The sequence below is a fragment of the Caballeronia sp. 11_S32 genome, from assembly GCF_056930355.1.
Genome location: NZ_JBXOWH010000001.1, coordinates 858,499 through 870,767 on the forward strand (window position 1 = coordinate 858,499; position 12,269 = coordinate 870,767).

General features: G+C 61.3%; 9 protein-coding genes. 3 read left to right on the forward strand and 6 right to left on the reverse strand.

The features are described from left to right. Positions 1-107 precede the first annotated feature (107 nt). The 4 genes from frc to oxlT form a co-directional block, all read right to left on the reverse strand. The gene (gene frc, locus AC1Z32_RS03995) at positions 108-1,361 is read right to left on the reverse strand and encodes a formyl-CoA transferase (RefSeq protein ID WP_483477400.1); all 1,254 of its coding nucleotides are present in this window, start codon (positions 1,359-1,361) and stop codon (positions 108-110) included. A gap of 28 nt (positions 1,362-1,389) precedes the next feature. Further along, a complete protein-coding gene (gene oxc / locus AC1Z32_RS04000; protein ID WP_483477401.1) occupies positions 1,390-3,132 on the reverse strand; it encodes an oxalyl-CoA decarboxylase in 1,743 nt (580 codons plus the stop codon). A 287-nt stretch (positions 3,133-3,419) separates the two neighbouring features. Further along, on the reverse strand, positions 3,420-4,151 hold the full coding sequence (locus AC1Z32_RS04005; RefSeq protein ID WP_483477402.1) for a GntR family transcriptional regulator: 732 nt from the start codon (positions 4,149-4,151) through the stop codon (positions 3,420-3,422). 770 nt (positions 4,152-4,921) lie between these two features. Next, entirely contained in the window at positions 4,922-6,274 is a 1,353-nt protein-coding gene (oxlT, locus tag AC1Z32_RS04010) for an oxalate/formate MFS antiporter (protein ID WP_483477403.1), read from the reverse strand. Positions 6,275-6,883: 609 nt separating this feature from the next. Between oxlT and AC1Z32_RS04015 the strand changes: the two genes are divergently transcribed. After that, positions 6,884-7,615, forward strand: a complete 732-nt coding sequence (locus AC1Z32_RS04015) for a PadR family transcriptional regulator (protein WP_483477404.1) — start codon at positions 6,884-6,886, stop codon at positions 7,613-7,615. 16 nt (positions 7,616-7,631) lie between these two features. After that, positions 7,632-8,462: a siderophore-interacting protein gene (locus AC1Z32_RS04020; RefSeq protein WP_483477405.1), complete on the forward strand. Its 831-nt coding sequence runs from the start codon at positions 7,632-7,634 to the stop codon at positions 8,460-8,462. An 11-nt stretch (positions 8,463-8,473) separates the two neighbouring features. On the opposite strand, the gene AC1Z32_RS04025 is transcribed toward AC1Z32_RS04020, so the two are convergent. Together AC1Z32_RS04025 and AC1Z32_RS04030 are read right to left on the reverse strand one after the other, a co-directional pair. Next, a complete protein-coding gene (locus tag AC1Z32_RS04025; protein WP_483477406.1) occupies positions 8,474-10,021 on the reverse strand; it encodes a UxaA family hydrolase in 1,548 nt (515 codons plus the stop codon). Between the two features lie 9 nt (positions 10,022-10,030). Further along, positions 10,031-11,155 (reverse strand): mandelate racemase/muconate lactonizing enzyme family protein, encoded by a 1,125-nt coding sequence (locus AC1Z32_RS04030; RefSeq protein WP_483477407.1) that lies wholly within the window; start codon positions 11,153-11,155, stop codon positions 10,031-10,033. A 108-nt stretch (positions 11,156-11,263) separates the two neighbouring features. On the opposite strand from AC1Z32_RS04030, the gene AC1Z32_RS04035 reads away from it, so the two are divergent. Next, positions 11,264-12,139 (forward strand): LysR substrate-binding domain-containing protein, encoded by an 876-nt coding sequence (locus tag AC1Z32_RS04035; protein ID WP_483477408.1) that lies wholly within the window; start codon positions 11,264-11,266, stop codon positions 12,137-12,139. Positions 12,140-12,269: the final 130 nt, after the last annotated feature.

Consider the following 12,269-nt stretch of genomic DNA (forward strand, 5'->3'; position numbering starts at 1 on the left):
ATTTGAAGGGGCGCTGCCGTTCTTTCACCTTTGCTTTTTTGCCCACTGCCGCGAAAAAGAAAGATAGTAGAAGGCAGCGCTCACCTTTACCTGCCAGGACGACTACGTCAAACGGCGCCCGTGTTCTGCATGTGCGCAACCTGCTCCGTGCTATAGCCAAGCTCGCGCAGCACTTCTTCGGTGTGCTCGCCGAGGAGCGGCGAGCTCTTGATTTCCGGCTTCAGGTCCGAGAACTTGATCGGGCTGCCGACCGTGAGGTACTTGCCGCGCACCTTGTGATCCACTTCGACGATGGAACCGCTCTTGCGCAACGATTCGTCGTTCGCGAGTTCCTTCATCGTCAGTACCGGCGCGCACGGAATATCGAACTTGCGCAGGATATCGACTGCTTCGTACTTGGTCTTGTCGGCGAGCCATTCTTCGATCTTGCCGAAGATATCGAAGATGTGCGGCTGACGTGCTTCGGCCGTGTTGTAGTCCGGGTCGTCGATCCATTGCTCCTTGCCGATTGCGCGGCAGATCGGCGCCCATGCGTGGCCCTGAATCGTGAAATAGATGTAGGCGTTCGGATCGGTTTCCCAGCCCTTGCACTTGAGCACCCAGCCTGGCTGCCCGCCGCCGCCCGCATTGCCGCCACGCGGAACGACGTCGCTGAACGTGCCGTGCGGATATTGCGGATATTCCTCGAGATAGCCGATGCGATCCAGACGTTGCTGATCGCGCAGCTTCACGCGGCACAGATTGAGCACGCTGTCCTGCATCGACACGGCGACCTTCTGCCCCTTGCCCGTTTGCTGACGGCCGATGATCGCCGTCAGAATGCCGATCGCGAGGTGCATGCCGGTGTTGCTGTCGCCGAGCGCCGCCGCGCTGATGGTCGGCGGGCCGTCCCAGAAGCCCGTCGTCGACGCCGCGCCGCCCGCGCATTGCGCGACGTTTTCGTAGACTTTCAGGTCGTCGTAGTGGTGGCCGTCGCTGAAGCCCTTGACGGACGCCACGATCATCTTCGGATTCAACTCCTTGATGTTCTCCCAGGAGAAACCCATCCGGTCCAGCGCGCCCGGCCCGAAATTCTCGACCAGCACGTCCGATTCCTTGATCAGCTTGGTGAGCACTTCCTTGCCTTCGGGCTTCTTCGTATCGAGCGTCAACGAGCGCTTGTTGCTGTTGAGCATCGTGAAGTACAGCGCATCCGCGTCGGGAATGTCGCGCAACTGGTTACGCGTGACGTCGCCCGATCCGGGACGCTCGACCTTGATCACGTCCGCGCCGAACCATGCCAGCATCTGGGTACATGCGGGACCGGCCTGCACGTGCGTGAAGTCGATGATCTTGATGCCTTCGAGGGGTTTGTTGCTCAAGGGAGTTCTCCTGGGTAGCTCGTCTTGGTTACTTTTTCGATGCTGCGCTTTGCGGGTTCAGATTCGTCAGGCGACCGCTCTCCGTGCCGGCCGTTTCGTCGATCACTGCGTTGATCAGCGTCGGCTTGCCGGATTTGATCGCTTCTTCCAGTGCATGCGTGAGCTCTTCCGGCGTCGTCGCGTTGAAGCCGATGCCGCCGAATGCCTCGATCATCTTGTCGTAGCGTGCGTTCTTCACGAACACGGTCGGCGCGACATCCTTGCCGCCGGTGGGATTCACATCGGTGCCGCGATACACGCCGTTGTTGTTGAACACGATGGTGCAGACCGGCAAGTCGTATCGGCAGATGGTTTCGAGTTCCATGCCGCTGAAGCCGAACGCGCTGTCGCCTTCGATCGCGACGACCTGCTTGCCGCTCGTCACCGCCGCGCCGATCGAGAAGCCCATGCCGATGCCCATGATTCCCCACGTGCCCGAATCGAAACGCTTGCGCGGCTCATACATGTCGATGATGCTGCGCGCATAGTCGAGCGTGTTCGCGCCTTCGTTCACGACGTTGATGTCCGGGCGCGTCTTCAATACGTCGCGGATAGCGCGCAGCGCGCTGTGGAAGTTCATCGGCGACGGATTCTTCGCGAGTGTCGCCGCCATCTTTTCGAGGTTCTTGTTCTTGCGCTCGTTGATCGCGCCGGTCCATTCGCTCGACGGCTTCGGAAAGCCCGCGCCGATGCCCTCGACGAGCGCCGACACGCACGAGCCGATATCACCGATCACCGGTGCGGCGATCGCGACGTTGCTGTCGATTTCGGTCGGCGAGATATCGATCTGCACGAACTGCTTGGGCGCCGAGCCCCAGGTCTTGCCCTTGCCGTGCGCGAGCAGCCAGTTCAGACGCGCGCCGATCAGCACGACACAGTCCGCTTCCTGCAGCACGAACGAACGCGCTGCCGACGCCGATTGCGCATGCGTGTCCGGCAGCAGGCCCTTGGCCATCGACATCGGCAGATACGGAATGCCGCTCTTCTCCACCAGCTCGCGAATCTGCGCGTCGGCCTGCGCGTAGGCTGCGCCCTTGCCCAGCAGGATCAGCGGACGCTTCGCGCTCTTGATCACATCGAGGGCGCGCTTCACCGAATCCGGCGACGGCAACTGACGCGGCGCGGCATCGACGACCTTGATGAGCGATTGCTGGCCCTTGAGCGCGTCCATCGTCTGTGACAGCAGCTTGGCGGGCAGGTCGAGATACACGCCGCCCGGACGGCCCGACACGGCTGCACGGATCGCACGCGCGATGCCAATACCGATGTCCTCCGCATGCAGCACGCGGTAGGCAGCCTTTGCATACGGCTTCGCCGCGTTCAGCTGGTCCATCTCTTCGTAGTCGCCCTGCTGCAGGTCGACGATCTCCCGCTCGCTCGAGCCGCTGATGAGGATCATCGGGAAGCAGTTGGTGGTCGCGTTGGCGAGCGCGGTCAGGCCGTTCAGGAAGCCCGGCGCCGACACGGTCAGGCAGATGCCCGGCTTCTGCGTCATGTAGCCGGCGATCGCGGCCGCGTTGCCCGCATGCTGCTCATGGCGAAAACCAATGAAGCGCATGCCTTCCGCCTGAGCGAGTCGCGCAAGGTCGGTGATAGGAATCCCGACGAGGCCGAAGATCGTGTCGATGTCGTTCAGCTTCAGGGCATCGATGACGAGATGGAAACCGTCGGTCAATTGCGGCGCCTTCACTTCAGCGGCTTCCTGTGTTCTTGCCTCGAGTACGTCTGCCATTTGTCTCCCCCAGAGGGCCGGTTATGTTGGTGATATACTAGATACCAGATACGGTATTTGTCAAAGCTTTATTGTCTGTTTGGGATAGGGATGAACCATTAGAGGGGGTGTCCAGGAGGCGGCGTGCGGAGTGATTCGGTCGCAAGACACTTGGGGACCTGCCAACGAGCCGCAGAGCCGTGGGGGCACGGTTAGGTATGTCTTTTGCCAGCGAAGATCTGCGCGACGCATGACAAGGCCGCGGACACCTGTCACGCGGCCTTTCCTGTCCCGGGCGAACGCGTACCTCAATCAAGAAAATCGCAATTTGCTTCGACGAACGCGGCAAGGTCGAGAGAGTGATGCTTCACGAGCCGCTCGGCCAGTTCCGTATCTCGGGACTCGAGCGCCTCGATGATCCGTATGTGATCGACGATCGAACGCGACGCGCGGTCGCTCTGTGGGAGCGTCATCTTCCGAATGGCGCGCACGTGCGCGAAGATATTCTTGATCGTGTCGAAGATGACTTCCGACTTCGAAAGCCTCACGACGGCCGAATGGAACGCGATGTTCGCTTCCGAATACTCCTCGATATTCTCGGCAGGCGTCGAATCGCGGAAATCGTCGAACATCTGGCGAAGCTGAGCGATTTCCTCGTCGGTCGCACGCTGGATCGCGAGTTGCGCTGCGGCACTCTCGAGTGCGGCCCACATGTGAATCATCTCGACGATCTCGCGCTTGGTTTTGCGAAGGATGTACACACCGCGGCGGGATCCGGTGCGCAGAAAACCTTCCTGCTGGAGCAGCGCCATGGCTTCGCGGATCGGTGTACGCGACACCCCGAGCGCTTCCGTCAGCTCTCTTTCGTCAAGGCGAATTTCACTTCGCGAATGGTAGATATCTGCTTCGTCAATCACTTGGCGTAGTTTCACGTAAGCCTGATCGCGAAGTGAGACGGTTGCGCTGATAGGCTCCAGCGACAGCGTCAATCCGCCGAAGCAAGTCTCGGCCCCTTCCGGGGCTTGCGTTTCAGATCGCATGGATTGCTTGATTCCCAATTGCGCACATGCCCTGATTGATGGGTGTGCATCGACCGCTTGTTGGATCTCCCCGTGCGGCGGAGCATGTCCTGCTGCTCCTATCACTGTCCGCGACGGCACTTGAACAGCTTTTAGTCAGGGCTTTTCACGCACATGCGGCTGAGGCGCCCTCTTTTTCGTTCAGTACAGGCTGATCCGCATACCAGGTTCACCTAGGAAACGATTCGAATACAGCACCGTGATATACAACATACTACATTTAACATTTGTTCGAAACAAAAAGCGCTTCGGATGTCCGGCTTCAATGCTGGACGGGACGTCAGACGGCCGTTTTGCTCAGGCGTGACCACAGCGCGCCTGACACGCAGGAACGTGCAGCCACGCCAACGCGCGCGAAGTGCGAAGCTTCGGTGTGAGTTAGAGGGGAGCGCACAGAGAAGTCACACTGGCGGAGCGCATGCCTGCGTCGGCGATTGCGCACGCCAGATCTCGCTTGTCATCGACGCCTCGTCGAGGCCTCGATGACAGTGAGATTGACGGTGAGGTTATGCGGCATGACAGCCGAACGGCACTGTTGCCAGAGGATGCGCTGCCCGCGCGATGTGCGCGGGCAGCGTCCGCCATCGGTCAGTGCCTGACGCATGATGCGATTGAACGGCGTTGGCGAACGATTACCAGGTTCATTGCCCGCTCGCATGAAGCCGCGATGCTGCGCCGACGTTACAAGCAACGTCAACGGCTACGACCAAGCACACGCGTGCGGGGCGCCTTCATCGAGTTGACGACTTGCTCGGCGCATCCGTCCAGTCGGACTGAAAAGGCAAGTCGATATATGGCTGCGACGAAGTCTGCGTGACCGTGTTCTCTATCCAGCGGCGGCGCATTGGTGCGAGTACGAACTTCGCGCACACGCCCGCCGCGATCGACGTGATCGCGGTAGTGATAAACACGGTGTTCCACGAGCCGAGCGACGCCAGCACCGAAGCGATCGGCACTAGCATCGAAGCCGTCCCCTTGGCTGTGTACAGCGTACCTGCGTTGGCGGCGGCGTACTTGCTTCCGAACGTGTCCGCGCAGGTTGCCGGGAAGATCGAGAAAATCTCGCCCCAGCACAGGAACGTCAGCGCAGCGAACAGCATGAACAGGTAGGGACTCTGTCCGAACTGCATCAAGCCGAGTAGCGCGACGCCCTCGCCCAGAAAGATGATGAACATGGTGTTCTCGCGGCCGATCTTGTCCGAGATGAAACCGCACAGCGGGCGCGTGAAGCCGTTGCACAGGTTATCGATGGACAGCGTCATCGCGAGCAGCGGCAAGGTCGCGCCGAAAAGGCTGACTGGCAAGCTTGCGAAGCCGTATTCCTTGGCGATCGGCCCGAACTGCGCAGTGGCGATCACACCGCCCGCCGCCACCGCGACGAACATCAGATATAGCACCCAGAAGATGGGCGCTCGCACCATCTGCCCGGTCGTATAGTCGATTTTGGTCGCCACGATGCGCTTGGCCGGCACAATGTTCGCAGGCGGATTCGGCCGCACGAGCAACAGCGCCAGCACGAAAATGACGGCGCCTTGCAGAATGCCGAAGAACATGAACGCGCTTTCGTAGCCGGAGTTCTGGATCATGTTGGAGATCGGAATCACGGTCACGGCTGCGCCCGCGCCGAAGCCCGCCGCCGTCAGACCGGCCGCGAGACCACGCTTGTCCGGAAACCACTTCAGCGCCGTGCCGACGCACGTGCCGTACACGCAACCCGCACCGATACCTGCGACCACCGCGGCGATGTATAAATGCATGAGCGTGGTGGCATGGGCGTCGATGATCCAGCCAATCGCAGCGCAGATCGCGCCACCCATCACCACCGGGCGCGGTCCGAATTTATCGACGAGCCAGCCCTCGACCGGCACGAGCCACGTCTCCGTGACGATGAAGATCGTGAAGGCGGTTTGAATCGCCGCCTGCCCCCAATGGTGCTTTGCATCCATCGGCATGACGAACAACGTCCACGCGTACTGGAAATTGGCAACCAGCCCCATGCAGATGATACCGATCACCAACTGCACCCACCTGTTTTGACGCCGCCCGAGCGGCTGCCCGGCTACCGTCGTATCTGCGCTCACCATGTCTGTCTCCGTTATGTGTCATTGCGCTCGTTCGGCGCTTGATGTGGTGCTGAAAAACCGGTGCGTTACGTCGCTCGCGAGATGGTCGTGCAGGGGAAAGCCCAGTCGCCGCGCGCGAGTGCTGAGCCAGCGAGGCACCGATTTCTCTCAACGGGCAATGCGCCACTGTCGTGCCTTGCTCCCTCACGTGCACTCTTCCAGGCATTACCGATAGGGAAGATGGGAGCATCGTGCGGGAGAAAAGGTATAAGGGAAAATTATAAAAAATTACGGTTTGAATTCACTATCGTGAATGGATGATGGCTTTTCCGGGTACAGCACGACCTCTTTATTGCCGCCGAGGCGCCTATTTCTCGGATCAACTCGCTGTCCGAAGCGCCTCATTTCGGCGCGGCTATTGATGAGTTGTTTCTTATAGCTGGAGCGCATTCAAAATTGTGCATCGCACAATGAATTTTGCCGATACCACGCCTTTCTTGTCCCCGAAACCGCTTTCCCCCCATGGCCGCAGACTATCTTGTACCTCCTTAGGGCACAAAACTCGGCTTGACAGACGCTCTTACGATATATATCTTTAGATATGTTTTACGACATATCTGGAGTGCACCTATGAAATCTCGTTGCTTTCAACGCGCGCGTGAAGCCGGTTTCCGCGCATTCGGTTTCGATTCCCCCTTCGGCGCCCCCGAGTGGGCCGAACGCTTCGCCTTCGAACGTTGGGGCATGGTCGGCCGTCATCGCCACGGCGGCGGCGGACGCTTCGGCGGTGGACCCGGGGGAATGGGCGGCATGGGCGGCTTCGGCGGCGAAGACGGCATGCCGCGCGGCCGCAAGTTCTCGTCGGACGATCTGCAGCTGCTGCTGCTCGCGATGCTCGCCGAAGCACCACGTCACGGCTATGAACTCATCAAGGCGCTCGAAGACCGCTCGAACGGCTTCTACGCGCCGAGCCCGGGCATGGTCTATCCGGCGCTCACCTATCTCGAAGAGCTGGGCTATACGACCGTGGAACTGGAAGGCAATCGCAAGCGCTATGCGCTGTCCGATGCCGGCCGCGAATATCTCGCGTCGAATCGCGAGCGCGTGGACATCATGCTCGCAAAGCTCACCCACTTCGCCCGCAAGATGGATCTCGTGCGCCGTGCCTACATGGGCGAGGAAGCCGATGACACATCAGGCGACACCGGCTGGGTGCCCGAGCTGATCGCCGCGCGCCGCGCCCTGAAGAAGGCGCTGCTGTTGCGCACCGATGCATCGCAGGATGAGCAACGCCGCATCGCCGCGATCCTGGCCCGCGCGACGGCGGAAATCGAACAGAATCCGGCGCCCGGACAGGCGTAAGAAGGAGCCATACACGATGACAGATTCCATCCTGCAAGACCGGCCCGATCTCGAAGTCACGCGCGTGCGCCATGCGCTCAGGTTCCGGCTGCTGCAAGTCACGCGCGTCGAGGCGCTCAACCCGCATCTCGTGCGCGTGACCTTCACCGGCGATGCGCTCGAAGATTTCGTGAGCGCATCGTTCGACGATCACATCAAGGTGTTTTTCCCGCAACCGGGCGAGTCGATGCCCGCGATTCCGCAAGCCGGCCCCGACGGCCCCGTGTTCGATCCGTCGAAGCCGCGTCCCATCGCGCGCGATTTCACGCCGCGCCGTTTCGATCCTGCGGCGAGAGAGCTCGATATCGAATTCGCGCTGCACGAAGCCGGCCCCGCGACGGCATGGGCCGCGCAGGCCGTGCCGGGCCAGCATCTCGGCATAGGCGGGCCGCGCGGCTCGTTCGTGATTCCCACGCAGTTCGACTGGCATCTCATGATCGGCGATGAAACCGCGCTGCCCGCTATCGCGCGGCGTCTCGAAGAGCTACCGGAAGGCACGCGCGTCGCGACGCTGATCGAAGTGGCGGATCAATCGGCGCGCATCGAATTCGATACGCGCGCCGATCTCTACGCGCAATGGCGCTATCGCAACGAAAGCGAGCATCCGGGCGGCGCGCTGTTGCTCGCGTTGCGCGAAACCTATTTGCCCGATGGCGAAGGCTACGTGTGGGCCGCGGGCGAAGCCACGCTGATGCGCGCGGTGCGCAAGCTGCTATGCGAAGAGCGCGGCATCGACAAGAAGCGCATTCGCGCGTCCGCGTACTGGAAGCGCGGCGAGCAAGGCGTGCACGAGACGATCGACGGCTGATGCATCGTCGCTCAGCTCATGATGCCGATTTGCCAGGGCACGAACTCGTGATCGCCGAGACCGAGCAATTCGCTCTTCGTGCGCTGGCCTGAGGCTGACGCGAGCATCGCATCGAAGATCGCGCGGCCGGTGCTCTCGACGGATGCGACGCCATCGAGGATGCCGCCGCAATTCAGGTCCATGTCTTCGATGAGCCGCTCGTACATCGGCGTGTTGGTCGCGAGCTTGAGCGACGGCACCGGCTTCGCGCCGAACATCGAGCCGCGCCCCGTCGTGAACGCAATGAGATTCGCGCCGCCCGCGATCTGTCCGGTCGCGGAGACGGGATCGAAGCCGGGCGTGTCCATGAAGACGAGCCCGCGCTGCTTCACCGGCTCGGCATAGCGATAGACTTGCATCAACGGCCCCGTGCCGCCCTTCATCGACGAGCCGATCGACTTCTCGAAGATGTTCGCGAGCCCGCCCACCTGGTTGCCCGGACTGACCTTGCCGTTGATCTGCACGTCGCGTCCGACCGAATACTCTTCCTTCCACCAGCGAATGCGCTCGAGCAGCTTCTCGCCGACTTCGCGGCTCACCGCGCGTCGTGTCAGCGTATGTTCGACGCCATAGATCTCAGGCGTTTCGGAGAGGATCGCGGTGCCTCCATGCCGCACGAGCAGATCGACGGCGGCGCCGAGCGCGGGGTTCGCCGTGATCGAGGAAAAGCCGTCCGAGCCGCCGCATTGCAAACCGATCTTCAGATGACTCGCGCTGACCGTCGTGCGCTGCACGCGGTTCGCGTCGGGCAACAAGGCGCGCACGGCGTCGATGCCCGCCTCGATCGTCCTGCGCGTGCCGCCGCTCTCCTGCATGATGAAGGTATGCAGACGCGAACCCGCGCGCAAGCCTTCCTGCTCCATCAACCCGGCCAGTTGATTGCGTTCGCAACCCAGTCCGATGACAAGCGCCGCCGCGAGATTCGGATGCCGCGCATAGCCTGCCATCGTGCGGCGTAAAAGCGCCATCGGTTCGCCGCTCATCTCCATGCCGCAGCCGATGCCATGCGTGAACGCGACCACGCCATCGACGTTCGGATACTCGGCGAGCCGCTCAGGCGTGAACCATTCGGCGATCTTGTGCGCGACGGTGGCCGAGCAATTCACCGTCGACAAGATGCCGATGTAATTGCGCGTCGCGACTTCGCCGTTCTCGCGCACGATCCCTTCGAAGGTTGCGCGGTCCCGCTCCGCGATCATGTCCACCGCGCGATAGTCCACGCAGAACGCATGATCGCGATCGAACTCGCGGAACTCGACGTTATGGCTATGCACCATCGTGCCCGGCGCGATATCGGCGTTCGCAAAGCCGATCGTCACGTTGTACTTGCGCACGGCATCGCCTTTCCTTATCGCACGCGCGGCGATCTTGTAGCCCGCCGTGACCTGGCTTCTGCATACGAAGTCTTCGGATGGAACCGCGGTGCCGATCGCGACATCGGTGCGCGCTATCACGACGTTATCTTCGGGATGCAGGCGAATAACCGGTCCCGCGATTACTTTGTTCACTGTATCTGACATGGCTCGAACTCAGGCGACGCGTTTCCATTGACCATACTTGGCGACTTCCTTTTCGTCGAACGAGAAGCCGAGACCGGGCGCGTCGTGCAATTGCACGCGGCCATCGCGATGCGAAAGCTGCCGGTCGATCAGCCTGCGGAAGTTGAGCACCTGATCGTCCCAGAAGAACTCGACGTAGCGCGCATTGGGCGTTGCGGCGACGAGCGGCGCGTGCAGATCGTGGAACCAGTGCGGACACATCACGACGCCATGACTCGCCGCGGTCGCCGCGATCTTGCGCCATTCGGTGATGCCGCCGCATACGGCCGCATCGGTTTGCAGAATCGCGGCCGCGCCCTTGTCGAGCAGTTCCTTGTGATACCAGCGGCCGTAGCCGATCTCGCCGGTCGCGATCGGAATGCGCGTTGCTTTCGCGAGCCGTGCGTGATTCTCGACATCGTCGGGAGAGAAAGGCTCTTCGATGAAGTACGGGTCGAATTGCTCGAAACGCCTCACGTGCTGCAGCGCCTGCGTGACATCGGTCCAGCCGTTGTTCATGTCGATCATGAGTTCGACGTTCGGCCCCACCGCTTCACGCGCGGCCTTCACACGACGCTCCTCTTCCTGCGGCGACAGCCTGCCGCCCTTCATCTTCACCGCGCGAAAGCCCTTATCGACATAGCTTGCCATTTCTTCGCCGAGTTTCTCCGGCGTCTTTCCATCGAGGTAATAACCGCCGCTCGCATAAGCAGGCACAGACTCGAGTTCATTCGCGCCGAGATACTTATGCAGCGGCAGCTTATGCGTGCGCGCATTCAGATCCCATAGCGCGACATCGAGAATGCTCAATGCGCGCATCACGGTGCCCGCGCGTCCCTGAAGCAGTGCTTCGTTGTACATGGCCTGCCATAGCCCTTCCACCGCATACGAATCCTTGCCGATCAAGACCGGCGCGAGCAATTGCTCGACCGCGACCGTGAGCAGGTCGCCCGCCGCGCTGCCGATATAGCAAAAGCCGATGCCTTCCACGCCATCCGTCGAGCGGACCTTGACGAGCCCATAGTGACGCGTGGAAACCGTGCGCGTGGAAAACGATGTGACGCGATCGAGCGGCACCGCCGCCGCGCAAACCGCGATCGATTCGATGATGGGCATGAGGTCGTCTCCGTTGATATTCATTCATTGCGAATGCAATCAGTTTGATGGCGCGAGTGCGCAAGAGGAAGTATCCTTTGGCTTCTTCAAACCCAAAAATTTTTATCGATGGACTCGCGCTATCTGCAGAGCTTCGTGTTCGTCGTCGAGCTTGGCTCCATTGCCGAAGCCGCGCGCAGACTGGATCTCACGCCCGCCGCCGTGGCGCAGAGGGTGAAGATGCTGGAGGCCGAACTGGGCGCGACGCTCGTGCGGCGCTCGGGCCGCACGGTCGGTGCGACCGAAGCCGGCGAGCGCATCCTGGCGCGTGCGCGCGCCGTGCTGCACGACATTCGCGATCTGCGCGCGGATATCGACGATACGGATCAACTCGGCGGCCAGTTGCGCCTCGGCGGCATGGCAACCATGATGGCCAGCCTCATCCCGGACGCGCTCGCGGTCCTTCTGAATCGTTATCCGCAAATGGATTTCTATCTGGAGCCGGGCACCTCGCTCGATCTCTATCGCAAGGTGATAAGCGGCGATCTCGATGCCGCCGTGATCGCGCAGCCGCTCTTCAATCTGCCGAAGAGTTGCGACTGGCATACGTTCAGAAAGGAATCCCTCGTTCTACTGACGCCCGCTTCGATGCACGTCACGGATGTGCACGCCACCCTGCAAACCGAGCCGTTCGTGCGTTATGACCGCAATGTCGTCGGCGGGCAGCTTGCGGATGCCTATCTGCGGCAACACGGCATCAAGCCGCATCAGCGTTGCGAGCTCGATGGTCTCGCGGCCATCGCGACGCTCGTCGATCGCGGCCTCGGCGTGTCGCTCATACCGGACTGGGCGTCGCAGGAATTGAGCGGTCTCTCGCTGAAGAGATGGGCGTTGCCACATGCCGCGCCCAAGCGCCTGGTCGGCTTGCTGTGGGGACGTTCGTCCGCGCGGCTTCGTCTGGTGCAGGCCTTCCTCGCCGCCGCGGAATCCGTCGGACGAAATTGATATAGCGACGACCCATTAGCGTTACTCCCTTCCGGAAGCAAAAATCTCTATCGTTTGAAGCAAGCGGCGAGCGCGCTCAAAGTTATCGCAAAGCCGCGATAATCAAGGCACGGAGACATTCAACGCTCAT

Excerpts from the sequence above, each read along its gene's own strand:
- AC1Z32_RS04015 (WP_483477404.1), top strand. The coding sequence starts at position 6,884 with ATGAAATCTCGTTGCTTTCAACGCGCGCGTGAAGCCGGTTTCCGCGCA.
- oxc (WP_483477401.1), bottom strand. The coding sequence starts at position 3,132 with ATGGCAGACGTACTCGAGGCAAGAACACAGGAAGCCGCTGAAGTGAAG.
- AC1Z32_RS04030 (WP_483477407.1), bottom strand. The coding sequence starts at position 11,155 with ATGCCCATCATCGAATCGATCGCGGTTTGCGCGGCGGCGGTGCCGCTC.
- AC1Z32_RS04025 (WP_483477406.1), bottom strand. The coding sequence starts at position 10,021 with ATGTCAGATACAGTGAACAAAGTAATCGCGGGACCGGTTATTCGCCTG.
- AC1Z32_RS04020 (WP_483477405.1), top strand. The coding sequence starts at position 7,632 with ATGACAGATTCCATCCTGCAAGACCGGCCCGATCTCGAAGTCACGCGC.
- oxlT (WP_483477403.1), bottom strand. The coding sequence starts at position 6,274 with ATGGTGAGCGCAGATACGACGGTAGCCGGGCAGCCGCTCGGGCGGCGT.
- AC1Z32_RS04005 (WP_483477402.1), bottom strand. The coding sequence starts at position 4,151 with ATGCGATCTGAAACGCAAGCCCCGGAAGGGGCCGAGACTTGCTTCGGC.
- AC1Z32_RS04035 (WP_483477408.1), top strand. The coding sequence starts at position 11,264 with ATGGACTCGCGCTATCTGCAGAGCTTCGTGTTCGTCGTCGAGCTTGGC.